Below are 25,052 nucleotides of genomic sequence, written 5' to 3' on the forward strand. Positions count from 1 at the left end.
GTGCTGGACAAGGACACGCCGGCCGAGGCGGCTGCGTCGGCACTCACGGCGGTGCCGGCGGCCCGCCACCTGGTCGAACGCGTGCGCGAGGCCGCGGCGGCGCGCACGCCACTGCGCATCGTCGGCGGCGGCAGCAAGGATTTCTACGGTGGCGCGCTGCAGGGCGAGCCGCTGGACGTGCGGCCGCTGGCGGGCGTGCGCGACTACGAGCCGAGCGAGCTGGTGGTCACCGTGCTGGCCGGCACGCCGCTGGCCGAGCTGGAGGCCGCGCTGGCCGTGCAGGGCCAGTGCCTGCCCTTCGAGCCGCCGCGCCTGGGCGCCGGGGGCACCGTGGGTGGCATGGTGGCCGCCGGCCTGGCCGGCCCGGCGCGCCCGGCCGCCGGTGGCGTGCGCGACTACGTGCTGGGCGCCACGCTCATCAACGGCCGCGGCGAGCTGCTCAGCTTCGGTGGCCAGGTGATGAAGAACGTGGCAGGCTACGACGTCTCGCGTGCCCTGGCCGGCTCGCTGGGCCGCCTGGGTGTGGTGCTCGAGGTCTCGCTCAAGGTGCTGCCGGCGCCCCCGGCGCGGGCCACGCTGCGCTTCGACATGGACCAGGCCAACGCTCTGCGCCATCTCAACGAATGGGCCGGCCAGCCGCTGCCGCTGGCGGCCAGCGCCTGGTGGGACGGCGCGCTCATCCTGCGCCTGCAGGGGGCGCACGCCGCCGTGGCGGCAGCGGCGCAGCGCCTCGGCGGCGATCCGGTGCCGCCGTCGCTGGCCGACGCCTTCTGGGACGGCCTGCGCGACCAGCGCGACGAGTTCTTCGCCCAGGCGGCCCAGGCCGTGGCGCAGGGTGCCCGGCTCTGGCGCCTGGCCGTGGCGCCCACGGCTCCGCGCATCGACCTGCCGTGCGACCAGCTGGTCGAGTGGCATGGCGGCCAGCGCTGGCTGGTCACCGAGGCACCCACCGACCAAGTACGGGCCCTCGCCGAAGAGGCGCGCGGCCATGCCACGGTGTTCCGCGGCGACAAGGCCGCCGGCGTGTTCCACCCCCTGCCCCCCGTCCAGCAGCGCCTGCAGCGCGCGGTGGCGGCCGCCTTCGACCCCCACGGCCTGTTCAACCCGGGCCGGCTGGACTGCCTGTGACGCGCGCCGCGGCAGACCCCGCCACGCCGGCCAGCATGGCCGCGTACTACGCGCGCCGTGCGGCGGAGTACGAGCAGGTCTATGCCAAGCCCGAACGCCAGGCCGACATCCGTGCGCTGGAGGCGGCCCTGCCCCCGCTGTTCGACGGCCGGCATGGGCTGGAAGTGGCGTGCGGCACTGGCTGGTGGACCCCGCACGCGGCCGCCCGTGCCGCTAACTGGCTGGCCACGGACCTGAACCCCGAGACGCTGGCGCTGGCGCGAACGAAGCCGATGCCGCCGGCGGTGCGCCTGCGGGTGGTCGATGCCTACACCTGGGCCGGGCTGGCGCCGGGTGAGCGGTTCGACGCGGCGTTCGCGGGGTTCTGGTGGTCCCATGTGCCGCTGGAGCAGCTGGGCGCGTGGCTCACCCGCCTGCACGACCGGCTCCTGCCGGGCGCGCGCGTCGCCTTCTGCGACAACCGCGAGGTGCCTGGCAGCACCACCCCGGTGTCGCGCCGGGACGCCCATGGCAACACCTACCAGCAGCGCCGCCTGGCCGACGGCAGTGCGCACGAGGTGCTGAAGAACTTCCCCACGCGCCCAGAGGCCGAGGCGCTGCTCGGGCCCCGGGCCACAGGCGTGCAGTGGATCGAATCGACCCACTACTGGCTGCTGACCTACGAATTGAACTGACCGCATGCAGACCACCCTGTCCCCGGAATTCCGCGGCACGCCCGATGGCGACGCCGCCGAGGCCATCCTGCGTGCGTGCGTGCACTGCGGCTTCTGCACGGCCACCTGCCCCACCTACCAGCTGCTGGGCGACGAGCTGGACGGCCCGCGGGGCCGCATCTACCTCATCAAGCAGGTGCTAGAAGGCGCCCAGCCCACGCGCGCCACCCAGCTGCACCTGGACCGCTGCCTGACCTGCCGCAACTGCGAGAGCACCTGCCCGAGCGGCGTGCGTTATGGCGAGCTGGTGGAGATCGGCCGCCGTGTGGTGGACGCCAAGGTGCCTCGCCCGCGCGCGGAGCAGGCCAAGCGCTGGCTGCTGCGCGAAGGCCTCACCTCGTCCGCCTTCGCGCCCGCGATGAAGCTCGGCCAGTGGCTGCGCCCCCTGCTGCCCGGCCCGCTGAAGGCCAAGGTGCCGGCGGCCGCGCCCTCCGCCCCGCACCGCTGGCCCACGCAGAGTCACCAGCGCAAGGTGCTCATGCTGATGGGCTGCGTGCAGCCGGCGATGATGCCCAACATCAACTCGGCCACCGCACGCGTGCTCGACGCCGCCGGCATCCAGACCCTGGTGGCCGACGGCGCCGGCTGCTGCGGCGCCATCCGTGCGCACCTCGGCGACCATGACGGCGGCCTGGCCGACGCCCGCCGCAACATCGACGCCTGGTGGCCGCTGGTGGAGGGCCTCACCGACGCCGGCCGCGTGGAGGCCATCGTCGTCAATGCCTCGGGCTGCGGCCTGCAGGTCAAGGAATACGGCCACGCGCTGGCACACGACGCGGCCTATGCCGACAAGGCGCGCCGCATCAGCGAGCTGGCACGCGACCTGAGCGAGCTGCTGCCCGACCTGGTGCCGGCGCTGGCGCCCCGCCTGGCGCAGCGCCGCCCGGCCGGCGCACCGCCCACCCCGCTGGCCTACCACCCGCCCTGCACCCTGCAGCATGGCCAGAAGCTGCGCGGCGGCGTGGAGACCCACCTCGCCGCGCTCGGCTTCGATGTGCGCCTGGCCCCGGTGGAAAGCCACCTGTGCTGCGGCTCGGCGGGCACCTACTCGGTGCTGCAGCCCGAGCTGTCCACGGCGCTGCGTGACCGCAAGCTCAAGGCGCTGGGCCATGTGAGCGCGGACACGGTGGTCTCGGCCAACATCGGCTGCATCCAGCACCTGGGCGCCGCCAGCGGCCGGCCCGTGCGGCACTGGGTGGAGGTGGTGGACGAGGCGCTCGGGTGACCGCGTAGGATCACGGCAGCGCCACCGGTGCCGAGGTCCACGATGACACTTCTCGCTCTCATGCGCGCTGCCCGGCTGGGGCTCGCGCCCGCTGCCCTGGCCGCCGGCCTGCTCGCGACGACCCCCCCCGCCTTGGCCCAGGGCGGCTACGACCGCGTCCACAGCGGCGATGCCACCTTCTACAGCTATTCGGGTGGCGGCAACTGCAGCCTGCCCGTGCCGGCCATGCCCACGGCGGCGCTGAACGCGGCCGACTACAACGGCGCGCAGGCCTGCGGCGCCTGCCTGCGGGTGACCAACCCCGCCAACGGCAAGGCGGTGGACGTGCGGGTGGACGACAGCTGCCCCGAGTGCGCCGTGGGTGACGTGGACCTGGACGACGATGCCTTCGCCGCGATCGCCGAGCCGTGGCTGGGCCGCATCCCCGTGACCTGGCAGTACATCGCGTGCCCGGCGCCGCGCCTGTCGATCTTCTTCCGCCCCGAGTCCAACCCCTGGTGGACACAGGTGCAGGTGCGCGACCACCGCTACCCGGTGAAGACGTTCGCCTGGCGGCCGGCGGGCACGCAAGCGGCCTTCACCCGGCTGCCGCGCGAGAGCTACAACTACTTCACCGCCGCCAGCGGCCTGGGCAGCGGCGCGGTGGACCTCAAGCTCACCGACGTCTACGGCCAGGTGGTGCGCGTCAACGGCGTGGTGCCCGAGCCGGGGTCCACGGTGCCCACCAAGAAGCAGTTCCCCTTGCGTTGATGGCCCGCGCCTGGGCGCCGCCGCGGCGGCGCGTCAGGCCTGCATGACGCGCTGCACGATCTCCCGGCCCAGCGGCCCCGCCACCTGGCGCAGGAAGGCCGGGAAGTCGAGGTGGGCGGCGTCGTCGGCGCGGTCGCTGATGCTGCGCACCACCGCCAGCGGCACCCCGAATGCATGGCAGACCTGGGCGACGGCGGCGCCCTCCATCTCCACGGCCAGGGCATCGGGCAGGCGTTCGCGCAGGGCGGTGCCTTCGGCGGCGGTGGCCACGAAGCGGTCGCCGCTGAGCACCAGGCCGCGGTGCACACGCGGCGTGCGGCCGACGAAGGCGGCCACCTCCTGGTGGGCCTGCAGCGTGGCGATGCTGGCGCGCTGCACGGCGTCGGTGAAGCCCGCATCCGCGGGAAAGCGCGACAGGCCCGTCAGCGGCACCTCGTGGCGCGGGAACAGCGGCGAGGCGTCCATGTCGTGCTGCAGCAGGGCGTCGGCCACGACGATGTCGCCCACCTGCACGCCCGCGCCGATGCCGCCGGCCACGCCCACGAACAGCACGCGCGCGGCACCGAAGTGGCTGACGAGCAAGGTGGTGGTCAACGCGGCAGCCACCTTGCCGATGCCCGACAGCACGGCCAGCACCGGCTGACCGGCCAGCGTGCCGCGCCAGAACGTGCGGCCGGCCAGGGACTCGGGGCGGGCCGCTTCCAGCGTGGACAGCAGGGCATCGAGCTCCTCGGGCAGGGCGGCGATGAGTGCGGTGACGGGCGCAGGGGCGCGGGCGGCGGGGGTCATGCGCGGATTGTGGTGTCTCGCCGGCCGGCTGGCGCTCAGAACCAGGTCACGATGGCATCGACGACCGCCAGCGTCTCATCCACCACCGGCATCCAGCGCCACTTGTCGAAGGTCGTGCACGGGTGCGAGATGCCCAGCGCAAGGCGGTCGCCCACGCGGGGCGCTGTCGAACCGTCGGCCACGCGCAGGTAGGCGTGCTGGTCGTTGAGCTTCTCGACGGTCCAGCCCGGCGGGCAGGCCAGCGGCGACTCGGCGCCGGCCGGGGCCCAGGCCACCGGCACGGGCAGGCCCCAGTCCGTGGAGACGTCGCGCTTGCCGGCGTTCAGCACGGCCAGGCCCGGCTCGGGGCAGGACTGCACGAGGCACCACACCTGCAGGGCCGCCTGCAGGCCGGCGGCCTCGGCGCAGCCCAGCCGGCGGTTCACCACACTGGCGTAGCGCTGGTAGGCGCCGTCGTCGTGGGTGACGTAGCAGCCCGACCGCAGCAGCGCCAGGCGCTGCCCCTGCGACGCCAGGGTGCCCAGGCCGGCGGCCACCAGGTCGAACACCGCCGAGCCGCCGGCGCTCACCAGGGGGCGGTCGGTCTCGAACAGCGCCTGCGCCTGCGCGGTGCGCAGGAAGGCGTCGAGCCGGCCCAGCACCGCGTCCACGAGCTGGCGGTCGGTGTCGTCGTCGCCGGTGGCCCACAGGCCCTCGTAGGCTTCCACGCCCACCAGCCGCACGGCGGGGCTGGCGCGCAGGCGGCGGGCCAGGGCCAGCGCCTCGGCGTCGTCGCGCACGCCGGTGCGGCCGCCGGGCAGGCCGAGCTCCACCAGCACCTCGAACACGGCGCCCGCCTGCGCGTGCTCGATGGCGGCGAGCTGCGCGGGCGAATCCACCAGGAACGGGGCGCGCAGGTCGGGATGGGCCCGCTGCAGCGCCGCCAGGGCGTGCAGGTCGGCGGCCTGCAGCACCTGGTTGGCGATCAGCGCCCGCCGCACGCCGCTGGCCACGCCGATGGCCAGCTGCGACACGCTGGCGAAGGTGATGCCCCAGGCCCCGGCCGCCAGCTGCGCCTGGAACAGCGCAGGCGCCATGGTGGTCTTGCCGTGCGGCGCGAGCGACACACCGGCCCGCTCGGCCAGCGTCTGCATCCAGCCCAGGTTGCGGGCCAGCCGACCCCGGTGCAACACGGCCAGCGGCAAGGGAAGCCCGCCCCCCAGCACGCGCCAGCCGCGGCCGGCCACCTCGCTGCGCAGGCACGGCGGCGCCTGCAGGGGCCAGCCCTTCAGCCAGGGGCCGAGCTCGGGGTTGTGCAGGTCAGGCGTCATGGGGCCGATTCTGGACCCGCCGACTCGGCAGTCAGCCCCATGCAACCGCCGCGCTGGCAGACTCCGGCCCCATGAGCACGCCGGCCGCTTCACCCACCGACGACATCGAGCAGCAGGTGCGCCGCCTCGTGGGGGCGGGCCGCATCGACGAGGCGCTGGCCCTGGCCGGCGAGGCCACGCGTGGCGCCGAGGGGCACGAGCGCGCCCAGGCGCTGCGTGCGCTGGCGTCGGCCGCCCTCAGTGCCGGCCGCTTCACCGACTGCCTGCGCGCGGCGATCACCGCCGAGGCGCTGTGCCGGGAGTCGCAGGACGCCGTGGGGGCCGACGAGGCCCTGGTGCTGTGTGCCGGCGCGCTGCGCGCTGCCGGTGACCACGCCGCGGCGCTCGAGATGCTGGAACGCGTGGAAATCTCCGCCCGGGCCCAGGGCGAGCCGCTGCGCCTGCTGCGCGTGCTGCGGCAGATCGGCGTGGCCGCCTCGCTGCTGGGCCGGCACCAGCATGCCTTGTCGTGCCTGGGCGAGGCGGCGGCGCTGGGTGCGGGTCGCGCCCTGGGCGAGGAGGCCCTCAGCCTGCGCCTGTCCTGGCTGAACGCACGCAACCGCCATGCCGAATCCTTGCCCGCCGGCGACCCCGCCCGCCAGGCCACCCATGTGGCGCTGCTCGGCGACTGGCAGGCCCTGGCCGCCGACTGCCGGGCCCAGGGCGCGGCCCGCCTGCAGGCCATGGCCGAGGGCAACCACGCCATCACGCTGCACCTGGTGGGGCGCGACGAGGAAGCGGCCGCCGCGCTGCGCGCGCTGCTGCCGGTGTACCAGCGGCTGGGCATGGCGCCCAATGCCGGCCTGTGCCTCACCGAGGAGGCACGCTGCCTCGCGGCCCTGGGCCGCCACGCGGAGGCCGCCGAGCGCCACGGGCAGGCGCTGCAGGTGCTGCAGACCCACGGCACGCTGGAGGACCGCTGTGCGGCCCTCGAAGGCCTGGCCGATGCGCGCGAGCGGCTGGGCGACGCGGCGGGGGCGCTGGACGCCCTGAAGCGGCTGCGGGCCCTGGAACGCGAGAGCACCGCCGAGCGGGCGCAGGCGGCCGTGCGGCATCGCGAGCTGCGCCTGGAGCTGGCGCGCCTGACCCACCAATGGGCCCGCGAGGCCACCGAGGACGCGCTGACCGGCCTGGGCAATCGCCGCGCGCTGCAGGCCTGGCTACACGAGCACCTGCCCGGCGACGAGGTGCACGGCGACGGGCTGGCGCTGGTGCTGGTGGACCTGGACCACTTCAAGCAGGTGAACGACCGCCATGGCCACGGCGTGGGCGACGAGGTGCTGCGCCGCGTGGGCCGCCTGCTGGCCGCCAACTGCCGCGCCCGCGACCGGGCGGTGCGCTATGGCGGCGAGGAGTTCGTGCTGGGCCTGGCCGGCGCCACCCGCCAGTCCGCCGCCGACGTGGCCGAGCGCCTGCGCCAGGCCATCGCCGCCCAGCCCTGGCCCGAGGTGTCGCCTGGCCTGCGGGTGACCGCCAGCCTGGGTGTGGCCGACGCCAGCGAGGCCGCCGGCGCCCAGGCGCTGCTCACGCTGGCCGACCAGCGCCTGTACGCCGCCAAGCTGGGCGGGCGGGACCGGGTGGTGGCCGCGGAGCCGGCCCCGGCCGAGGCCGCTCAGGCCGGGTGAGCGTCCGCCGCCGCGGGCTCGGGCTCCACGCGCAGCGCCCAGGCGACGCCGGCCACCAGCAGGGCGATGCCGGCCAGCGTGGCGGGCCCTGGCCACTGGCCGCGCAGCAGGAACGCGTAGGCCAGGGCCGAGAGCGTCTCGAAGACGATGAGCTGGCCGCTCAGGTGCGTGGGCAGGCGCTGGCTGGCCTCGTTCCAGCACAGCGTGCCCAGCCACGACGACAGCAGGCCGATGGCCAGCATCAGGCCCACGTAGGCGGCAGGGCGCGGGCCGAAGGGCATGTCCCACGGGGCGCCCGTGGCACCGAACCAGGCCCAGGTGGCCGCGAAGCCCACGGCCGCCAGCGGCAGCGTCGCCACGCCCTGCGCGGTGGCCCAGCCGCGCGGGCTGCGGTCGGGGTGGGCGCGCAGCCAGTCCGCGTTGCGCAGCGGGTACCAGGTCCAGCAGACCACCGCGCCCACCGCCAGCAGCGCGCCCAGGGCGTAGCGCGCCAGGTCGGCTTCCGGGTCGGCGCGCATCGCGGCCCATTCGGCCTGGTTCACCAGGCCGATGCCCAGCGCGATGAGGCCCAGCGACGGCGCCAGGCGCCGCCAGGGCAGCCGGCCGTCGCGGGCCGCGTTGCGCCAGTTGGCGCAGGTGGCGATCACCACGGGCAGCGTGCCGATGACCATGGTGGGCAGTGGGGCGCCGGCGCGCTGGATGGCGGATGACAGGAACAGGTAATAGACGACGTTTCCCACCAGGGCGAGCTTCAGTGCCTCGATCCAGTCGGCCCGCGTCAGGCGGCGCAGGTGCGCGCGGTCCCACCAGGCCAGGGGCAGCGCGATCAGGCCGAAGGCCAGGTAGCGGCCGAACGACAGCATCACCGCCGGGTAGTCGGCCAGCATCAGCGGTCCCACGAACACCAGGCCCCACATCAGCCCCGCGGCCAGCGCGAACATCACTCCGATTCCCATGCGGCCATGATGCCGGTCGCGGCTGACCCGGTCTTGAACGGTGTTGCGGTGGCGGCGCTGGGACGGCGGCGCTGGGGCGGCGGACGGCCCGGCGCGCTCAGGCGGCGCGCAGCCCGCGCTGGTAGCGCGCAGGGGTGATGCCGTACATGCCGGCGAAGCGGCGGGTGAGGTGCGCCTGGTCGGCCAGGCCGACGGCCGCCGCCACCGCCGCGGGGGGCTCGCCGCGCGCCAGCAGCCGCTTGGCCTCGGCCAGGCGCAGTGCCATGCGCCACTGGTGGGCGCTGACGCCGTGCGCCGCCTGGAAGGCCCGCTGGAAGTGGAACGGGCTCAGGCCGGCGAGCGCGGCCAGCTCGGCCAGGCGCCAGTCGCGCGGCAGGTCCGCGTGCAGCGCGTCCACCACCGAGGCGAAGGGGCGCGCGTCGGCCGGGAGGGCGGCGGTGCGGTCGGTCGGGCGGGAGGTCAACGGCGCGAGCGCGGCCAGGGCGTCGGCCAGGGCGGCGTCGGCCGCGAGCGATTCGCCCGCGTCGACGGCGTCCCACAGGCGGGCCAGCGTGGCGGCGAGGTCGCGCGCGCGGGCCGGCTCCTCGTGCACGGCGCGCTCGAACACCCAGTCGCCCGGCGCGCCGTCCCCGAGCTGGGCGCGCAGGGTCGGGGCGTCGAGGTAGAGCATGCGGTAGCGCCAGCCGCCCGGCGCCGCGGGGCCACCGGTGTGCAGCTCGCCCGGCTGCATGAGCACGATGGCGCCCGCCGCAGCCAGGTGCTCGCGGCCGCGGTAGCGGAAGCGCTCCGCGCCGGCCTCCACCACGCCCAGCCCGTAGCCATCGTGCAGGTGGGGCGCGAAGTGGTGGTGGACGATGTGCGCCCGGTACAGCTCCACGCCCGGCCAGCCCGCCGGGCGGCGGAACGCCGCGCGGTCGGGGGCCTGGTCGAAGTGGTCGGGCACGCCGTGCATGCCCGCCAGCATACGGGGCGCGCTTACTTGAACTTGTAGTTCAGGCTGGCGTAGAAGAAGCGGCCGCGCGGGTCGGTGTAGCTGGGGTCGTAGCCGGAGATGAAGAAGTAGGCCTGGTTGGAGAACGGCGGGGCGGTGTCGAAGAGGTTCTTCACGCCGGCGCGCACGGTGAGCTGCGTGTCCACCGCCCAGGCGCCGGACAGGCCCCACAGCGAGTACGCCTTCACCCGGTTGGGGGCGGTGTACTCGCCCGAGTTGGGGTCGGGGGCGAGGTTCTGGTCCTCGTAGGCGGACAGGTAGGTGTTGTCCACGGTCACCGACCACGGGCCGTGCTCCCAGTCGACCGCCAGGTTGTGCCGCCAGCGCTGCACCACCCCGTCGGTGACGAAGCGGCCCAGGTTGCTCACGAAGGGATCGCCGTCGCCTGTCTGCTTCTCGGACTGCAGCATCCACGTGCCCACCAGGCGGGCGCCGAAGCGGCCCCACGCGCCGGGGCGGCCCTGCCAGTCGAGCACCACGTCGAGGCCGGCCGCCCGCTCCGCGCCGCGGTTCTCCTTGTGCATCTCGATGTAGCAGATCGCCGGATCCTCGGGGTCGTAGTCGCACAGCCCCTCGTCCTCGTTGTAGCGGTGGATGAGGTGCTCGTACTTCTCGTGGTTTGCCAGGATCACGTCGTCGCCGAGCTCGCTGATGAGGTTGGACTTGCGGATCTGCCAGTAGTCGAGGCTGATGTTCCACTGGGGACTGGGCGCGAGCACCATGCCCAGCGAGAACTGGCGGGACTTCTCCGGCTTCAGGTCGGGGTTGCTGTAGCGCTGGGTGGTCCAGAAGTCGGAGCAGTCCCAGACGTTGTAGTCGTCCTGCTCCAGGCACACCGGGTCCAGGAGGATGGACGTGGAGCCGGCCTGCGGCGGGCGGTACAGGTCGGACAGGGAGGGGGCGCGGAAACCCGTGCCGGCCGATCCCCGCAGCGTGACGCCGGGGAGGGCGGTGTACTTGGCGCCCACCTTCGGGTTGGTGGAGCCGCCCACCCCCTGGTAGTGGTCGTGCCGCAGGGCCGCCTGCAGCTCGAGCGCCTTGGTGACGGGGGCCTGCACCTCGGCAAAGACGGCGGCCACCTTGCGGGAATCGTCGGTGGCGCGCGCATCGAAGGGGGTGCTTTCGCCCAGGATGTTGTCCGTCAGCAGCAGGGCAGACGGGCGGAATTCGGCGCGCTCCCGGCGCAGCTCGGCACCGAGCGCGAGTCCCATGTCGCCACCGTCCAGCCGCATCAGCGGGCGCGAGAGCTTCAGGTCCGCGGAATCCATGGTGCCGCGGGCGCGGCGCACGGTGTCGGTCACCTGGAAGCTGTCCAGCAGGGCCCGCGCATCGGCGTCGTTGTCGCGCAGCACGCTGATGCGCCCGTCCTCGATCGCCCCCAGCAGCTCGTTGTAGAGCAGGTAGCCATCGACCACCTTGTCCTTCACGGTGTTGACGCTGTGGTTGTAGGCCGCGTCGTAGTCCCAGCCAGCGACCAGGCCCTGCACCCCCAGCACGTAGCGCTCACCCGTGCTGGTGAGTTCGCTCTTGCGTCGCCCGGCCTCGAGCAGCCGGGCGCGCACGGTGATGGTGTCGTCGTCGGCCAGGCCATAGCCCTGCAGCTCGGGGATCAATGGCACCGGCACCTCGGCGTCGATCCGGTTGGACGTGCCCACGTACCAGGTCTTCGCGTCGGCGTAGGTGACTTCGGCGAACAGCTGATGGTCGCCGCCGAGCTGCCAGGTGCCACGGCCCAGGAAGCTGGTCTTCTCGGAGGCCGGGTAGAGCTCCAGGTCGCGCATGAAGTCGTAGGTGCAGGCCTGGTCGCTCACGCCCTGCTCGAGGAACAGCGAGTGCGGCGGGTTGCACTCAGGCGCCGCCAGACTGATGGTGCGGTTGTCCACCACCCGACCATTGACCATGAAGCCGTTCTCCGCCAGGGTGTCCAGCTGCGAGCCGGACAGCCGCAGGTTGCCCGGCCATGGGGCGCTGGACAGCAGGTGCGGCAGGCGCTCGGGGATGCGCAGGTCGCTGATGAACTGGCGCTGGTTGGTGGACAGGCGCTCCGTGCGCTGCAGGTCCACCACGCCGAAGACGTTGAAGCCGTTGTCGGCCATGCTGCCCCATCCCGCCGCGATGGACGCGCCCGACTTGCCGCCCCCGCCCTCCTCGGTCATGCCGCCGTGCACGCTGACCTCCACCCCGCTCCAGTCACGGCGGGTGATGAAGTTGATCACGCCGCCGATGGCGTCCGTGCCGTAGATGGCGGAGGCGCCGTCCAGCAGGATCTCCACCTTGTCGATGGCGGCGGCCGGGATGTTGTTGAGGTCCACGCCAGCGTCGTCGCCGGGCGAGGCGAAGTTCGCCATGCGGCGACCGTTCAGCAGGACCAGGGTGGACGACACCCCGATGCCGCGCAGGTTGGCGCCGTTGAAGCCAGTCTGGTCGTGGAAGCCGCCGGTCTGGATGCTGCCGCCGTCGGTGAGGTTGTTGGCGGTGGCCGCCACCCGGGACAGCAGTTCCGCGGCGGTCGTCACGCCGACCTTCTGGATCTCCTCGCGCGTGATCGTTTGCAGTGGCAGCGCGGAGTCGCCGTCCACGCGCTTGATGGCCGTGCCCGTCACCTCCACCCGCTGCACCTTCACGGGCTCCTCGGGGGTGGGAGCGGTCTGGGCGCGGGCGGCGGGGCTCGCGGCCAGGGCCAGCAGGGCGGCCTGGGCGAGCCAGTGGAGGGCAGGGCGGCGGCAGGGGCGTGTCATCGGGTGCGCTTTCTGTGGGTGGACGAGGGCGGGGAACACGACACCCCGGGCGAACAGCCATGCCCGGCATGCGGTCGGCAGGTATCCTCAGGGCTTCGCCAGTCTAGGGAGGCTGGCCGGCTTAGGAAACTTGCACGCTACATTCGCGTCGCATGGCAGCAACTTTGCATGCACCGTGCCGGCCTGCGGCCAGGCCCCTTGTCCCGGAATGACACAGATTCGAACCGCGCCCTCCCTTGTCGCCTGCCTGGCCTTCTGCGTCGCGGCTGCCACGCTGGCCCTGACGCCTGCGTCGCGGGCCGCGCCGGCCGCGTCGGCCCCGGCGGCCAGCACCCCGGTGGTGCAGGTCACGGCCCCCTCCGGTGCATCGAACCGCGCTGCCATCGCCCGTGCGCCCAAGGTGGGCGAGCCGGTCAAGGGCTACGCCGTGATCATCGGCGGTGCACTCAAGGCCGACAACGACGAGATCTGGGAGCGCATGGTCACGCTGGCCGGCGGCAAGGGCTCGCGCTGGGTCGTCTTCGGCACCGCCTCGCAGACGCCCGACCGCACCTCGCGCCGCGTGGTGCAGCTGCTGGAGCAGCGCGGCGCCGTGGCGGAGGCCATGCCGGTGGCGCCGCAGCTGCGCTGGGTCGACCTGGGCAAGGCCGTGCGCGACCCGCAATTGCTGGAGGCCGTGCGCAACGCCGACGGGGTGTTCTTCACCGGCGGCGCCCAGGAGCGCATCGTCGACACCTTCAAGCCGGGCGGCCAGAACACGCCCATGCTCGACGTCATCTGGGACGTCTACCGCCGCGGCGGCGTGGTGGCGGGCACCTCCGCGGGCGCTGCCATCATGAGCAGCGTGATGTTCCGTGACGCGCCCAGCGTGCTGGGCGTCATGAAGGGCGCGCTGCGCCCCGGCAAGGAGGTCGACAGCGGCCTGGGTTTCGTCGGCCCCAACCTCTTCGTCGACCAGCACTTCCTCAAGCGCGGGCGCTTCGGCCGCATGCTGCCCCTGATGATGGCAAAGGGCTACAAGCTGGGCCTGGGCATCGAGGAGAACAGCGCCGCCATCGTGCAGGGCGACTATGTCGAGGTCGTGGGCGGCAAGGGCGCGCTCATGGTGGACCTCAACGACGTGGTCACCGACCCCAAGGTGCCGGCGTTCAACCTCACCGGCGCGCGGCTCACCTACCTGGACCGCGGCGACCGCTACGACCTGGGCCTGCGCCGCATCGAGCCGTCCGAGCGCAAGCAGCGCGGCCAGCTGCTCGACCCCAACTCGCCCGGCTTCAAGCCCGAGTACACCACCGAGCCGTTCTACATCGACATGCTGGGCGACTCGACCATCTCCAACGCCATGGGCTTCCTGATCGACAGCAACCAGAAGGAAGTGCGCGGCCTCAGCTTCGACCCCCGCGCGCCCGAGAAGGACCCGCTGGCCGACCTGGGCTTCTCCTTCCGGCTGTACAAGGGGCCGGACAGCATGGGCTGGTACTCTGACGAGTCCGGTGGCGAGGAGTACTCCGTCGCCAACATCTACCTCGACGTGCAGCCGGTGCGCATCAGCCGGCCACTGTTCACCCCCTGGCGCGGCCGCTGACCGCACCGTTTCCATCCCCTCCACCGCATCGCCACCATGACCACCACCCGCCGTACCCTGGCCGCCGCGATCGCCGGCCTGCTCACCAGCGTGCTCACCCTGGCTGCCGTGCCGGCCCATGCGCAGGCGCCGGACTGGAAGAAGGTCCGCATCGCCGTGGAGGGCGCCTACCCCCCGTTCTCCGAGATCGGCCCCGACGGCAAGATCAAGGGCTTCGACATCGACATCGCCAATGCGCTGTGCGCCGAGATGAAGGCCGAGTGCACGCTGGTGCAGGCCGAGTGGGACGGCATGATTCCCGCGCTGCAGGCGCGCAAGTTCGACGCCATCGTGGCGCAGATGTCCATCACCGAGGAGCGCAAGCGTTCGGTGGCCTTCTCGGACAAGTACGCCAACACGCCCGCCTGGCTGGTGGCCAAGGCCGGCGCCCCGGCGGCGCAGACGGCCGAGGCCTGGAAGGGCAAGCGCATCGGCGTGCAGCGCACCACCACCCATGACCGCTACGCCACGGCCCACTTCAAGCACAGCGAGATCATCCGCTATGCGAAGCAGGACGAGCTCTACCTCGACCTGGCCGCCGGCCGCATCGACGCGCTGCTGGCCGACTCGGTGGCGGTGGACCTGGGCTTCCTGAAGACGCCGGCCGGCAAGGGCTTCGCGCAGGTGGGGGCGGCGATCGACGACCCGGTGATCTTCGGCATCGGTGCCGGCATCGCGGTGCGCAAGGCTGACACGGCCCTGGTGCAGAAGCTCAATGCGGCCATCAAGGCCATCCGCGCCAACGGCACCTACAAGAAGATCCAGGACAAGTACTTCAGCTTCGACATCTACGGCGGCTGACCGCTCGCCCGCCCGACCGACCGATGCTGCACGGCTACGGCCCCAGCCTGCTCGAAGGCGCCCTGCTGACGCTGGGCGTGGCGCTCGCGTCGCTGGCCATCGCCCTGGTGCTGGGCCTGGCCGGCGCCGTGGCCAAGCTCTCGAGCGTGCGGCCCCTGCGCTGGCTGGCGCAGGGCTACACCACGCTCATCCGCGCGGTGCCCGACCTGGTGATGATGCTGCTCATCTTCTACGGCGGGCAGGTGCTGGTGAACCACGTGGGCGACCGCACCGGCTGGTGGGGCTACGTCGACGTCGACCCCTTCGTCGCCGGCGTGCTGACGATCGGCTTCATCTTCGGCGCCTACTTCACCGAGGTGCTGCGCGGCGCCTTTCTCGCCGTGCCGGCGGGCCAGAAGGAAGCGGCGCTCGCCTTCGGCATGACGTCGGCGCAGGTGCTGCGCCGCGTCACCGGGCCGCTCATGCTGCGCCACGCGCTGCCCGGCCTGTCCAACAACTGGCTGGTGATGATCAAGAGCACCGCCATCGTCTCGGTGATCGGCCTGTCCGACCTGATGAACCGCAGCGCCCAGGCCGCCGGCGCCACGCGCGAGCCCTTCGTGTTCTATCTCGCCGCCTGCGGCGTGTACCTGGTGTTCACGACGCTGTCCGAGCTGGCCTTCGCCTGGCTGCAGCGCCGGCTGGCCATCGGCGTGCGGCGCGTGGCGCTCTGACCGACGCATGGACTTCGAGGTCATTGCCGAGAACCTGCCGCTGTATGGCCAGGGCCTGCTCGTCACGCTGGCGCTGCTCGTGCTGTCGCTGGCCTTCGGCATGCTGTTCGCCCTGCCGCTGGCCATGCTGCGCAGCATGCCGTCCGCCTGGGCGTGGCGGCCGGTGTGGCTGTTCACCTACGTCATCCGCGGCACGCCGCTGCTGGCGCAGCTGTTCCTGCTGTACTACGGCCTGGCGCAGTTCGAGGCCGTGCGCGAGAGCCTTCTCTGGCCCTACCTGCGCTCGGCCTGGTTCTGCGCGGTGGCGGCCTTCACGATCAACACCTGCGCCTACACCACCGAGATCCTGCACGGCGCCATGCGGGCGCTGCCGGCCGGCGAGATCGAGGCGGCGCAGTCGCTGGGCATGTCGCGCTGGGTCATCCTGCGCCGCATCGTGCTGCCGCACGCGTTCCGCCGCGCGCTGCCCGCCTATGGCAACGAGGTGGTGCTGATGCTGCACGCCACCTCCCTGGCCAGCGTGGTCACGCTGTACGACCTCACTGGCGCCGCGCGCGAGATCCACTCGCGCTACTACATGCCCTTCGAGGCCTTCATCACCGCCGGCGTGGGCTACGTGCTCATCACCGTGGTGCTGGTGGCGCTGTTCCGCGCCGCCGAGCGGCGCTGGCTGGCGCCGCTCATGGCCCATGGCGCGCGCGGCTGAGCGTGCCGTCCGCCTTCCCGACCTGCCTGCCCATGCGCACCGAACACCACGTCCTGCTGCCGGCCCACCCCGGTCAGCGCCACGAGCTCGTCAGCCTGCACCACGGCACGCCGGGCGCTGGCCCCAAGGTGGTCATCCAGGCCTCGCTGCACGCCGACGAGACACCGGGCATGCTCGTGGCCCATCACCTGCGCAGCCGGCTGGCCGAGCTCGACGCGGCCGGCCGCGTCACCGGCGAGGTGGTGCTGGTGCCGGCGGCCAACCCCCTGGGGCTGGGGCAATGGTCGCTGCGCACGCACCAGGGCCGGTTCGACCAGGCCGGCGGCGAGAACTTCAACCGCCACTTCGCCGACCTCACCGAGGCGGTGCTTGAGCGGGTGGGCGAGGCGCTGGGCGGCGACGCCGCCGCCAACACCGCCATGGTGCGCCGGGCGCTGCGCGAGGCGGCCGCGGCGCAGCCGGCCAGCACCCCGCTGGAGGACCTGCGCCGCACCCTGCTGGGCCTGGCGATCGACGCCGACACGGTGATCGACCTGCACTGCGACGGCCAGGCCCTGCTGCACCTGTACACGACGCCCGCCACCTGGTCGCCCGCGGGCGAGCTGCTGGCGCGCTGCCTGGGCGTGGAGGTGGCGCTGCTGGCCGACCGCTCCGGTGGCGACCCCTTCGACGAGGCCTGCTCGATGGTGTGGGTGGACCTGGCCGCGCGGCTGGGCCCGGCCAGGCCGCTGCCGCCGGCCTGCCTGGCCGTCACGGTGGAACTGCGCGGCGAGCACGACGTGACGCACGAGCTGGCCACGCGCGATGCCGACGCGATCATCACCTACCTGCACCACCGCGGCGTGCTGCAGCTGCCCGATCCGCCGGCGCTGCCGTCGCGCTGCTGCGAGCCCACGCCGCTGGCCGGCTCCATGCCCATGCATGCGCCGCACGGCGGCGTGCTGGTGTTCCTGCGCGACCTGGGCGACGTGGTGCGCCGCGGCGAGCCCATCGCCGAGCTGATCGACCCCATCACCGGCCGCGCGAGCGTGGTCGCCAGTCCGGCCGACGGCCTGTTCTTCGCCCGTGAATGGCGCCGCTTCGCCTACGCCGGCATGGCCATCGGCAAGGTGGCCGGCCGCGATGCCGTGCGCAGCGGCGCCCTGCTGTCTCCCTGAAGGAAGAGCCATGTCGTTTGACGCGCCGCGTGACGAGCGCCGGGCCGCTCCCAAGCCGGCCCGTATTCCCTGGGAGGATCGGCCGATGTACCCATCGGACGAAGGGCTCGCATGACCCATCCACCGCATCCCACGGCCCATGTCGGGCTGTCCGTCGACAACCTGCACAAGCGCTTCGGTGACCGCGAGGTGCTGCGCGGCGTGTCCCTGGCCGCCAAGCCGGGCGACGTGGTGGCGCTGATCGGCGCCAGCGGTTCGGGCAAGAGCACCCTGCTGCGCTGCCTGAACCTGCTGGAGCAGCCGCACGAGGGCACGCTGCGCCTGGGCCCCGAGACGCTGCAGCTCAAGCGCGACCGCGATGGCAGCCTGACGGCGGCCGACACCACGCAGCTGCGCCACTGGCGCACGCGGCTGGCCTTCGTCTTCCAGAGCTTCAACCTGTGGCAGCACCGCACGGCCATCGACAACGTGACGGAGGCGCCCATCCACGTGCTGGGCCGCCCGCCGGCCGAGGCGCGCGAGCGGGCGCGCGAGCTGCTCGCCCGCGTGGGCCTGTCGCACCGCGAGAACACCTACCCGGCCCAGCTGTCCGGCGGCGAGCAGCAGCGGGTGGCCATTGCCCGCGCGCTGGCAGTCGACCCCGAGGTGATGCTGTTCGACGAGCCCACCTCGGCGCTCGACCCCGAGCTCGTGGGCGAGGTGCTCAAGGTCATGCGCGGGCTGGCCGAAGAAGGTCGCACCATGCTCGTCGTCACCCATGAGATCGGCTTCGCCCGGGAAGTCGCCAGCCAGGCGATCTTCCTGCACCAGGGCGTGATCGAGGAGCAGGGCGCGCCGCGGGAGGTGCTGGTGCGTCCCCGCAGCGAGCGCCTCACCCAGTTCCTGTCCGGCGGGCTGAAGTGAGGTCCTGCCGCCGCGCCGTGGCCACGGCCCTGCTGGGGCTGGTGGTGTGCGCGGCGGACGCCGGGGCGGCCGGGTCGGCGGCGGCAGCGCCGCGCGCTGCCGAGCCGCTGCCGGCGGTGAACCTGCTGGTGCAGTGGCGGCTGCAGCCCTGGCCCGGGCCGGCGCTGGCCGCCCACGCGCCGGGCAGCGTCGTCGTGGGCACCGCCACCGGCAGCAGCCCTGCCGCCGCCGCAGGGCCGGACGGCGTGGTCGTGCGCACGGCGCCAGCGGCGGACCCGCCCTCCGCCGTGCGCGTGCGCAACGGCGGCCAGGCCCACTGGCGGCTGCTGCGCGACGAGCCCGAGGCGGGCGTGGCGTGGGTGTGGACACCCGAGGGCGCGGGTCTGGCGGGCGGCACGGTGCGCCATGGCCGGGTACTGGGCCTGCAGGTCCAGGTGCGTTGGCCGGGTGGGGCGGCCCCCGCCTGGGTGGCGTGGCAGTTCGAGCAGCCCCTGCCCGACGAAGCGGACGGCCGGCGTGGCGCCGCGGCCCGGCAGGCGGGCGGCGAGCTGCACCTGCCGCTGGACAGCTGGCAGCCGCTGGGCCGCTGGACGCAGCCGGACGGCAGCGGCGAGATGCTGGAGCTGCGCATCATGCGGCTGCCGTAGGCGGCCGGATGTGGGTCATCTACCGGCGGCCGTGGGCAGCCGGGTGCGGGTCATCCACCGGCGGCCTGTGGCAGCCGGGGGCGCGTCATCAACCGGTGGCCTTGACGACAGCCGCCGCGGCGGCCGGCCCCGCGCCGTCGCGCGGCCACAGCACCCACACGCGCAGCGCCTGCTTGGTGCGCCCGGCCTGCTGCTCGGCGTCGTCGCCCCAGCCCCAGAAGTAGTCCGCGCGCACCGCGCCCACGATGGCGCCGCCGGTGTCCTGCGCCATCACCAGGCGCTGCAGCGGGCGGCTGGACAGCGGCTCGGTGGCATCCAGCCACACCGGCGTGCCGTAGGGCACCGACTGCGGGTCCACCGCGATCGAGCGCCCCGGGGTGAGCGGCACGCCCTGCGCCCCGCGCGGCCCGAGTGCCGGGTCGGGCAGCGGCTCCTCGCGGAAGAACACGGTGCGCGGGTTCTGCCAGAGCATCTCCTGCACGCGCTTCGGGTGGCGGCGCGCCCAGTCCTTGATGGCCGGCCAGCTCGCCTCGCCCGGCGCCAGCTCGCCCTGGTCGATGAGCCAGCGGCCGACCGAGCGGTAGGGCTGATCGTTGTGGCCGGCAAAGGCCAGGCGCACGAGGCGGGTGCTGCCGTCGGCCTCGGTCAGCCGCAGGCGGCCCGAGCCCTGGATCTGCAGCACCAGTGCGTCCAGCGGGTCCTCCACCCAGGCGATCTCGCGGCCCTTCAGGGCGGCCTGCGCGGCGGGCAGCGTGTCCAGCTCCTGGCGTGTCCAGTACGGCTTGCGCTGGCCCAGGTCGGCGGGCGCGGCATGCAGCGGCACGCGGCGTGTGCGCGTGGGCTTGCGGCTGGCCTCCACCAGCGGCTCGAAGTAGCCGGTCAGCAGTCCGGTGGGTTCGCCCTCGTGCGATTCCACGCGGAACACCCGGAAGCGCTGCTCCACCCACAGCCGCGCCTGCACGTCGTCGGTGGGGAAGAACTGCCGCACCTGCTGGCACACGCCGCCCCACGCCGGGTCCACCGCCACCGGGCCCTGGCCCGCCGCGGTGGCGCACGACAGTCGCAGCGCGGGCCAGAGCTCGGCCACGCGGTCGCTGCCCCAGCCCGGCAGCTCGCCGAAGGCCGCCGGCACCCAGCGCGAGCGCGCGCGCTGCAGCGTGCCGGGCGGCGGCGGGGCCGACACCGCGGAGGCGGCGGCCGCGGGCGACTCGGCCCCGCGCTGCTCCACCGGCGCGGGCGCCTGCCGGCCCAGCCCCATGCAGCCGGTGAGGACGAGGCCCGCCAGCACCGGCACGACGCGGCGGGCTTGAGGTGAAATCCGGCCCATGACCTGGTTGATCCTGGAAGCCCTCGGCGCGGGCGCGCTGCTCGTGTTCATAGTCTGGTGGACGATGTTTGCCGGGCGGCGTGGTGGCGAGAAGCCGCCGGAGGATCCCGGCCGGCCGGACGACCCGCCGCCGCCCGTGCGCTGATCAGGCGGTCGTCGTCGGGATGGCCGCGGCCTCGCGCGGCGGCAGGAAGAAGCTCAGCGGCGCGCGCCGTGCGCGCCGGCGCAGGGCGGCGTAAAGGCGGCCGCGCTCATGCACGCGCAGCCCGCGGGCGCTGACGGCCAGGCGGAAGGCCAGGCTGAAGCTCACCGCCAGGTTCAGCACGCCCACCACCGGGATGGACGCCAGGCACCACCAGAAGGCGGGCGCATGCAGCAGGGCGGTGCCCTCGGCGCCGAGCGCGGCCGCCAGCTGGCCCATGGACAGCGTGACGTGGCGCACCTCCAGCGGCAGGCCGAAGAAGGCGCCCACCACGGGCACCACGCCCAGCATGAAGCCCAGCGACACATTGGCCGCGACGCCGGAGATGTGCTTGCGCCACCAGGCCGCCCAACGGCCGGCGCGCGCAGCGCCCAGGCGGTCGCGCAGGCGGGGGTTCCAGGCCATGGCGCTGTCCAGCCGGTGGAAGACGAACCAGTTCTCCACCCAGCCCGCGATCAGGCTGGACGCGAACAGCAGCACGCCCGTGAAGGCCGCGTAGAGCGCGGTGGGGCCCAGCAGGTGCAGCGAATGCAGCACGTACTCCGCCTGCGCCGGCCCGACCACCGGGCGGCCGCCCAGCCACCAGCCCAGCGCCTGCACCGCCAGCACCACCGGCACCACCAGGGCCAGGTTGCCCACGATGCCGGCGAACTGGGAGCGCAGCAGGTGGGCCACCTCGTCCACGAAGTCCTCCACCGCCTCGTCGCTGGCGGCCACGCCCTCCAGCCGCGCGGCCAGGGCCGGCGCGGTCATGGCCGGCTGCTTGGTGGCCACCGTCCAGTGGGCCAGGTAGATGAGCAGGAAGCTGAACGCGTAGTTCAGGCCCGCGGCGAAGCCGGCCCAGAACGCCGACAGCGCCAGCGTGCCCAGCAGGAACTTGGCGAGGGTGGTGAACCCGATCACCGCGCCCCCGCCGGCCGCGTGCGCCAGCATGGCGCGGAACTCGGCCCGGCTGCGGGTGATGTAGTGCTCGCCCGTCTCCGCGCTGCGTTCGGTGACCTTGCGCGCGAGCAGCGCGTAGTGGCGCCGGAACAGGGCCGTGAGCGAGCGGCGTTCCTCCGCACAGCGCACCAGGCCCAGCAGCAGGTGGTGCAGTTCCGCCGCCGCGTCGGGGCGGCTGCCGGGTGGCTCGCCGCCGGGCACGATGTCGCTCACCAGGCAGTCGAGCAGGGCCTCGATGCGCTCGCCCCGCGCCTGCAGCTGGGCCACCTGGAACACCAGGTCCACCGAGATGCCATGTTCGTCGAGGTGGCCGCGCACGCTGGCGGCCGCCGTGCGGCAGGCGGCGAGCACGGCGCGCAGGTAGTGCGCCTGCTGCAGGCGCGCGGCGTCGTCGACGCCGTCCAGGTGGCCGGCACGCAGCGCCTCGGCCGCCTGCACCACCTGGTGGAACGGGCGGTCCGCCAGCAGGGCGTCGTCCATGCGCTGACGCATCGCACCGGACAGGCCGGCTGCGCGGATCTGGCTGGCCAGCAACTGGATGGACTCGACCATCGCGGCGCGCCAGGCCTCGGCGCCCGCCGGGGACGCGTCGGGGGGCAGCACGATGCGCAGCAGGCGCCCGGCGGTCGTGGCGTCCACGGCTGCCAGCCAGCGGGCGTCCTCCTGGCCGCGGAACAGCAGCGGGAACAGTGCGCCCAGGTCGGTGGTCTGCGGGGTGCCGGGCAGCCAGCCCAGGCGCAGCCGCTCGGCCACCTCGCTGAGAAAACCCTGGCGCGGCGCAAAGCCGAAGTCCGCGAGCAGGCCGGTGGCGTCCAGCCGGGCGAACACCCGGCGCAGCAGCGCGCCCACTTGCGCGTGGTGCTCCGGGTGGCGCTCCACCACGTCGACGAACAGGCGCAGGCGCCGCACCGGCCACGGCGTGGCGGCGGCGCCGGCGGAGGCCGTGTCCTCGGCGGCGGCGCCTTCGCTGGGGGGGCCGGGCTGGCGCAGCCAATCCAGCCAGCGGATCAGCCACAGGTGCTGCTCGGCCGCGTCGGCCAGCGGGTCGGCGGCGTTCAGCAGCGCCGTCAGTTCCCAGCGCCCGCGGCCCGGGCGCGCGGCGCGCCGCCCCATCAGTGCAGCGCCTGGGCCTGGGAGAGCTCGAAAGGCGCCACCGGGGTGTCGAACCAGTGGGCGTCCTCGGTGATGCAGAAGAAGGTGCCGTGCATGCGGCCGCGCGGCGTGGCGATGCGGGCCCAGCTGGTGTACTCGAAGGTCTCGCCTGGTTTGAGCAGCGGCTGGTGGCCCACCACGGCCAGGCCGCGCACTTCTTCCACGTGGCCGGCACTGTCGGTGATGACCCAGTGGCGGGCGATCAGCTGCGCCGTCACGTCCCCGGAGTTCCGGATGGTGACGGTGTACGCGAAGGCATAGACGTCCTCGTTGGCGGACGACCGATCCGGCAGGTACTGGGTGAGCACCGAGACGGTGAACTGGGGTGAGGGCATGCCGCGATTGTGCCGCCTGCCCCTTGGCAGACGGCGGCAAGGGGTGGCCGCCTAAAATTGGCGGTTTCCCGCCCCCCCGTGCTCACCATGGCCACCTACCGCATCGCCCCCAGCATCCTGTCCGCCGATTTCGCCCGCCTGGGGCAGGAAGTGCGCGACGTGCTGGCCGCCGGCGCCGACTGGATCCACTTCGACGTGATGGACAACCATTACGTGCCGAACCTCACCTTCGGCCCCATGGTGTGCCAGGCGTTGAAGTCCCACGCGGTGAAGCCGGACGGCACGCCGGCGCCCATCGACGTGCACCTGATGGTGCAGCCGGTGGATGCGCTGGCGCAGGCCTTCGCCCAGGCGGGGGCGGACATCATCACCTTCCACCCCGACGCGTCCACCCATGTGGACCGCACGCTGCAGCTGATCCGTGGCGCGGGCTGCCAGGCCGGCCTGGTGTTCAACCCGGCGATGCCGGTGGACGTGCTGGAGTGGGTGATCGACAAGGTCGACGTGGTGCTGCTGATGAGCGTGAACCCGGGCTTCGGCGGCCAGAGCTTCATCGACAGCACCCTGCGCAAGGCCGAGCGGGTGCGCCGCCTCATCGACGCCTCGGGCCGCGACATCCGCCTGGAGGTCGACGGCGGCATCAAGACCGACAACATCCGCCGTGTGGCCGACGCGGGCGCCGACACCTTCGTCGCCGGCAGCGCCATCTTCGGCCAGAAGGACTACCGCACGGTGATCGACGCCATGCGCGCGGAACTGGCGCGGTGAGCCGCCTGGACGGCGTGCGTGCCGCGCTGATCGACCTGGACGGCACGCTGGTCGACACCCTCGGCGATTTCGAGGTGGCGCTGGGCCGGACGCTGGCCGCGCTCGGCCTGCGGGCGGTGGGCCGCGACTTCATCGCCCGCACCGTGGGGCAGGGCTCCGAGCACCTCATCCGCCACACGCTGGCCGAGGCCGGCGGCGACCCGGCCGTGCAGTACGAGGCGGCCTGGGCGCTCTACCAGCGCCACTACCGCGACGTCAACGGCCGCCACGCCGACGTCTTCCCCGGCGTGGCCGAGGGGCTGGCTGGGCTGCGGGCGGCCGGTTGGCCGCTGGTGTGCCTGACCAACAAGCCCACGGCGTTCGCGCGCGACCTGCTGGCGGCCAAGGGGCTCGCCGACGCCTTCGCCCATTGTTTCGGCGGCGACGCCTTCGAGCGCCGCAAGCCGGACCCCCTGCCGCTCCTGCGGGCATGCGAAGCGCTCGGCACGGCCCCCGCCGAGACGCTGATGGTGGGCGATTCGCGCAACGACGTGCAGGCGGCACGCGGCGCGGGCTGCCCCGTGGTGCTGGTGCGCCATGGCTACAACCATGGCGAGCCCGCCGAGGCGGCCGGCGCCGACTGGGTGATCGACCGCCTGGACGACCTGCTCGCCGAACTCCCGGTGGCCGGGCGCTGATCCGGGTCAGCCGTCGAGGTCGAAGCCGAGGTCGACCACCGCGGTGCGCGGGGCCTTGACCGGCTTGAACTGCCAGGCCTGCACGGCCTGTACCGCCGCGGCATTGAGGCCGCGGTGGCTCGTCTGCACGACCGAGGCCTCGGCCACGCGGCCGTCCGGCTGCACCTCGAAGCGCACCTGCACGTTGCCCCTGCGCAGTTTGCGCATCATGGCGGCGGGGAACTCCGGCTCCCCGGCCGCGAGCAGCGACAGCGGCTCGGCCTCCTCTGACTCGTCGGGCGGCGGCAGCAGGTCGGGCCGGGGTGCCGAGGCCGCGCTCGGCAAGGCCAGCGCGGCCGTGGCGGCAGCGGCCGCGGCGGCCACCTCGGCCGGGCTGGCCAGCGGCGCTGGGGCGGCCAGGATGGCGGTGGCTTCGCCCTCGGCCTCGCGCCGCGACACCGCCGCCGACCCCGGCGTGCCGGCGGACGGCCGGGACGCGATGGCGGGCGCGGTGGCGCCGGAGGGGGCGACGCTCGCGGCGACCGGACGCACGGCGGGCGCCGTGCGCACCTCGGTGATGCGTGGCGCAGCCGGACGTGAGGCGCCATCGGCCTTCTGCGCGTTCAGTCGGATCCAGTACAGCGGGCTGGCCGCGTCCTTCTTGACCCGCTCGCTCACCTTCTCATCGGCCACCGGGGCGGGTACCGCCGGCGCCTGCGCCCAGGCAGGGCACGCCCCGGCCAGCAGGGCCAGGCCGGCGGTCGCGAGGGGGTGGCGTCCAACGAAGGCAATCATGGGCGTCATGTCCAGGGACAGCCGCCGCGCGGATGAGGCGGCGGGCATCGGGTGGAAGAG

The 25,052-nt window shown here is 73.8% G+C and carries 24 protein-coding genes; 15 read left to right on the forward strand and 9 right to left on the reverse strand.

Features of this window, described 5'->3' with window-relative positions; translation table 11 throughout:
• Genes glcE through ACE3UN_RS05795 form a run of 4 tightly spaced genes read left to right on the forward strand, consistent with a single transcriptional unit; the run spans window position 1 to window position 3,816 of the window.
• Window positions 1–1,128 (forward strand): glycolate oxidase subunit GlcE, encoded by a 1,128-nt coding sequence (glcE, locus tag ACE3UN_RS05780; protein WP_374674144.1) that lies wholly within the window; start codon window positions 1–3, stop codon window positions 1,126–1,128.
• A 35-nt stretch (window positions 1,129–1,163) separates the two neighbouring features.
• The gene (locus tag ACE3UN_RS05785) at window positions 1,164–1,802 is read left to right on the forward strand and encodes a class I SAM-dependent methyltransferase (protein ID WP_374673974.1); all 639 of its coding nucleotides are present in this window, start codon (window positions 1,164–1,166) and stop codon (window positions 1,800–1,802) included.
• Window positions 1,803–1,806: 4 nt separating this feature from the next.
• Window positions 1,807–3,066 (forward strand): glycolate oxidase subunit GlcF, encoded by a 1,260-nt coding sequence (glcF, locus tag ACE3UN_RS05790; protein ID WP_374673975.1) that lies wholly within the window; start codon window positions 1,807–1,809, stop codon window positions 3,064–3,066.
• A 42-nt stretch (window positions 3,067–3,108) separates the two neighbouring features.
• Window positions 3,109–3,816, forward strand: coding sequence for an expansin EXLX1 family cellulose-binding protein (locus ACE3UN_RS05795; protein ID WP_374673976.1), 708 nt, complete (start codon window positions 3,109–3,111; stop codon window positions 3,814–3,816).
• A gap of 33 nt (window positions 3,817–3,849) precedes the next feature.
• On the opposite strand, the gene ACE3UN_RS05800 is transcribed toward ACE3UN_RS05795, so the two are convergent.
• Together ACE3UN_RS05800 and ACE3UN_RS05805 are read right to left on the reverse strand one after the other, a co-directional pair.
• On the reverse strand, window positions 3,850–4,605 hold the full coding sequence (locus ACE3UN_RS05800) for a 5'-methylthioadenosine/adenosylhomocysteine nucleosidase (RefSeq protein ID WP_374673977.1): 756 nt from the start codon (window positions 4,603–4,605) through the stop codon (window positions 3,850–3,852).
• Between the two features lie 35 nt (window positions 4,606–4,640).
• Window positions 4,641–5,915, reverse strand: coding sequence for an alanine racemase (locus tag ACE3UN_RS05805; protein ID WP_374673978.1), 1,275 nt, complete (start codon window positions 5,913–5,915; stop codon window positions 4,641–4,643).
• Between the two features lie 71 nt (window positions 5,916–5,986).
• Between ACE3UN_RS05805 and ACE3UN_RS05810 the strand changes: the two genes are divergently transcribed.
• On the forward strand, window positions 5,987–7,579 hold the full coding sequence (locus ACE3UN_RS05810; protein WP_374673979.1) for a diguanylate cyclase: 1,593 nt from the start codon (window positions 5,987–5,989) through the stop codon (window positions 7,577–7,579).
• Here ACE3UN_RS05810 and ACE3UN_RS05815 read toward each other — a convergent pair.
• From ACE3UN_RS05815 to ACE3UN_RS05825, 3 genes are all read right to left on the reverse strand, one after another.
• Window positions 7,567–8,535, reverse strand: a complete 969-nt coding sequence (locus ACE3UN_RS05815; RefSeq protein ID WP_374673980.1) for a DMT family transporter — start codon at window positions 8,533–8,535, stop codon at window positions 7,567–7,569. The genes ACE3UN_RS05810 and ACE3UN_RS05815 overlap by 13 nt on opposite strands.
• Before the next feature lie 97 nt (window positions 8,536–8,632).
• Window positions 8,633–9,487, reverse strand: coding sequence for an AraC family ligand binding domain-containing protein (locus tag ACE3UN_RS05820; RefSeq protein WP_374673981.1), 855 nt, complete (start codon window positions 9,485–9,487; stop codon window positions 8,633–8,635).
• Window positions 9,488–9,510: 23 nt separating this feature from the next.
• Window positions 9,511–12,264, reverse strand: coding sequence for a TonB-dependent receptor (locus ACE3UN_RS05825; RefSeq protein ID WP_374673982.1), 2,754 nt, complete (start codon window positions 12,262–12,264; stop codon window positions 9,511–9,513).
• Between the two features lie 208 nt (window positions 12,265–12,472).
• Here ACE3UN_RS05825 and ACE3UN_RS05830 point away from each other — a divergent pair, with 208 nt between their 5' ends.
• From ACE3UN_RS05830 to ACE3UN_RS05860, 7 genes are all read left to right on the forward strand, one after another.
• The gene (locus tag ACE3UN_RS05830) at window positions 12,473–13,849 is read left to right on the forward strand and encodes a cyanophycinase (protein WP_374673983.1); all 1,377 of its coding nucleotides are present in this window, start codon (window positions 12,473–12,475) and stop codon (window positions 13,847–13,849) included.
• Window positions 13,850–13,885: 36 nt separating this feature from the next.
• Window positions 13,886–14,689, forward strand: a complete 804-nt coding sequence (locus tag ACE3UN_RS05835) for an ABC transporter substrate-binding protein (protein WP_374673984.1) — start codon at window positions 13,886–13,888, stop codon at window positions 14,687–14,689.
• A gap of 23 nt (window positions 14,690–14,712) precedes the next feature.
• A complete protein-coding gene (locus ACE3UN_RS05840; RefSeq protein WP_374673985.1) occupies window positions 14,713–15,402 on the forward strand; it encodes an ABC transporter permease in 690 nt (229 codons plus the stop codon).
• 7 nt (window positions 15,403–15,409) lie between these two features.
• Window positions 15,410–16,108, forward strand: coding sequence for an ABC transporter permease (locus ACE3UN_RS05845; protein WP_374673986.1), 699 nt, complete (start codon window positions 15,410–15,412; stop codon window positions 16,106–16,108).
• A gap of 32 nt (window positions 16,109–16,140) precedes the next feature.
• The gene (locus tag ACE3UN_RS05850) at window positions 16,141–17,265 is read left to right on the forward strand and encodes a succinylglutamate desuccinylase/aspartoacylase family protein (protein ID WP_374673987.1); all 1,125 of its coding nucleotides are present in this window, start codon (window positions 16,141–16,143) and stop codon (window positions 17,263–17,265) included.
• A gap of 111 nt (window positions 17,266–17,376) precedes the next feature.
• A complete protein-coding gene (locus ACE3UN_RS05855; RefSeq protein ID WP_374673988.1) occupies window positions 17,377–18,168 on the forward strand; it encodes an ABC transporter ATP-binding protein in 792 nt (263 codons plus the stop codon).
• Window positions 18,169–18,185: 17 nt separating this feature from the next.
• On the forward strand, window positions 18,186–18,815 hold the full coding sequence (locus ACE3UN_RS05860; RefSeq protein WP_374673989.1) for a hypothetical protein: 630 nt from the start codon (window positions 18,186–18,188) through the stop codon (window positions 18,813–18,815).
• 88 nt (window positions 18,816–18,903) lie between these two features.
• Here ACE3UN_RS05860 and ACE3UN_RS05865 read toward each other — a convergent pair whose 3' ends face one another.
• Window positions 18,904–20,142, reverse strand: a complete 1,239-nt coding sequence (locus ACE3UN_RS05865; protein WP_374673990.1) for a murein transglycosylase A — start codon at window positions 20,140–20,142, stop codon at window positions 18,904–18,906.
• Here ACE3UN_RS05865 and ACE3UN_RS05870 point away from each other — a divergent pair.
• On the forward strand, window positions 20,141–20,287 hold the full coding sequence (locus ACE3UN_RS05870; protein WP_374673991.1) for a hypothetical protein: 147 nt from the start codon (window positions 20,141–20,143) through the stop codon (window positions 20,285–20,287). The genes ACE3UN_RS05865 and ACE3UN_RS05870 overlap by 2 nt on opposite strands.
• Here ACE3UN_RS05870 and ACE3UN_RS05875 read toward each other — a convergent pair whose 3' ends face one another.
• Window positions 20,288–22,399: a site-specific recombinase gene (locus ACE3UN_RS05875; RefSeq protein WP_374673992.1), complete on the reverse strand. Its 2,112-nt coding sequence runs from the start codon at window positions 22,397–22,399 to the stop codon at window positions 20,288–20,290.
• Entirely contained in the window at window positions 22,399–22,773 is a 375-nt protein-coding gene (gene apaG / locus ACE3UN_RS05880) for a Co2+/Mg2+ efflux protein ApaG (RefSeq protein WP_374673993.1), read from the reverse strand. Before apaG ends, ACE3UN_RS05875 begins: the two co-directional genes overlap by 1 nt.
• An 87-nt stretch (window positions 22,774–22,860) precedes the next feature.
• Here apaG and rpe point away from each other — a divergent pair, with 87 nt between their 5' ends.
• Window positions 22,861–23,541 (forward strand): ribulose-phosphate 3-epimerase, encoded by a 681-nt coding sequence (gene rpe / locus ACE3UN_RS05885; protein ID WP_374674145.1) that lies wholly within the window; start codon window positions 22,861–22,863, stop codon window positions 23,539–23,541.
• On the forward strand, window positions 23,538–24,218 hold the full coding sequence (gph, locus tag ACE3UN_RS05890; protein ID WP_374673994.1) for a phosphoglycolate phosphatase: 681 nt from the start codon (window positions 23,538–23,540) through the stop codon (window positions 24,216–24,218). The genes rpe and gph overlap by 4 nt, the downstream gene beginning before the upstream one ends.
• A gap of 6 nt (window positions 24,219–24,224) precedes the next feature.
• On the opposite strand, the gene ACE3UN_RS05895 is transcribed toward gph, so the two are convergent.
• Entirely contained in the window at window positions 24,225–24,992 is a 768-nt protein-coding gene (locus tag ACE3UN_RS05895) for a TonB family protein (RefSeq protein ID WP_374673995.1), read from the reverse strand.
• Window positions 24,993–25,052: the final 60 nt, after the last annotated feature.

Source organism: Ideonella sp. (assembly GCF_041918995.1).
In the GTDB taxonomy this organism is placed as follows: domain Bacteria; phylum Pseudomonadota; class Gammaproteobacteria; order Burkholderiales; family Burkholderiaceae_C; genus Ideonella.

Coding starts and splice junctions, on each gene's coding strand:
- ACE3UN_RS05785 (WP_374673974.1), top strand. CDS start 1,164: ATGGCCGCGTACTACGCGCGCCGTGCGGCGGAGTACGAGCAGGTCTAT.
- glcF (WP_374673975.1), top strand. CDS start 1,807: ATGCAGACCACCCTGTCCCCGGAATTCCGCGGCACGCCCGATGGCGAC.
- ACE3UN_RS05795 (WP_374673976.1), top strand. CDS start 3,109: ATGACACTTCTCGCTCTCATGCGCGCTGCCCGGCTGGGGCTCGCGCCC.
- ACE3UN_RS05800 (WP_374673977.1), bottom strand. CDS start 4,605: ATGACCCCCGCCGCCCGCGCCCCTGCGCCCGTCACCGCACTCATCGCC.
- ACE3UN_RS05805 (WP_374673978.1), bottom strand. CDS start 5,915: ATGACGCCTGACCTGCACAACCCCGAGCTCGGCCCCTGGCTGAAGGGC.
- ACE3UN_RS05810 (WP_374673979.1), top strand. CDS start 5,987: ATGAGCACGCCGGCCGCTTCACCCACCGACGACATCGAGCAGCAGGTG.
- ACE3UN_RS05815 (WP_374673980.1), bottom strand. CDS start 8,535: ATGGGAATCGGAGTGATGTTCGCGCTGGCCGCGGGGCTGATGTGGGGC.
- ACE3UN_RS05820 (WP_374673981.1), bottom strand. CDS start 9,487: ATGCACGGCGTGCCCGACCACTTCGACCAGGCCCCCGACCGCGCGGCG.
- ACE3UN_RS05825 (WP_374673982.1), bottom strand. CDS start 12,264: ATGACACGCCCCTGCCGCCGCCCTGCCCTCCACTGGCTCGCCCAGGCC.
- ACE3UN_RS05830 (WP_374673983.1), top strand. CDS start 12,473: ATGACACAGATTCGAACCGCGCCCTCCCTTGTCGCCTGCCTGGCCTTC.
- ACE3UN_RS05835 (WP_374673984.1), top strand. CDS start 13,886: ATGACCACCACCCGCCGTACCCTGGCCGCCGCGATCGCCGGCCTGCTC.
- ACE3UN_RS05840 (WP_374673985.1), top strand. CDS start 14,713: ATGCTGCACGGCTACGGCCCCAGCCTGCTCGAAGGCGCCCTGCTGACG.
- ACE3UN_RS05845 (WP_374673986.1), top strand. CDS start 15,410: ATGGACTTCGAGGTCATTGCCGAGAACCTGCCGCTGTATGGCCAGGGC.
- ACE3UN_RS05850 (WP_374673987.1), top strand. CDS start 16,141: ATGCGCACCGAACACCACGTCCTGCTGCCGGCCCACCCCGGTCAGCGC.
- ACE3UN_RS05855 (WP_374673988.1), top strand. CDS start 17,377: ATGACCCATCCACCGCATCCCACGGCCCATGTCGGGCTGTCCGTCGAC.
- ACE3UN_RS05870 (WP_374673991.1), top strand. CDS start 20,141: ATGACCTGGTTGATCCTGGAAGCCCTCGGCGCGGGCGCGCTGCTCGTG.
- ACE3UN_RS05865 (WP_374673990.1), bottom strand. CDS start 20,142: ATGGGCCGGATTTCACCTCAAGCCCGCCGCGTCGTGCCGGTGCTGGCG.
- ACE3UN_RS05875 (WP_374673992.1), bottom strand. CDS start 22,399: ATGGGGCGGCGCGCCGCGCGCCCGGGCCGCGGGCGCTGGGAACTGACG.
- apaG (WP_374673993.1), bottom strand. CDS start 22,773: ATGCCCTCACCCCAGTTCACCGTCTCGGTGCTCACCCAGTACCTGCCG.
- rpe (WP_374674145.1), top strand. CDS start 22,861: ATGGCCACCTACCGCATCGCCCCCAGCATCCTGTCCGCCGATTTCGCC.
- ACE3UN_RS05895 (WP_374673995.1), bottom strand. CDS start 24,992: ATGATTGCCTTCGTTGGACGCCACCCCCTCGCGACCGCCGGCCTGGCC.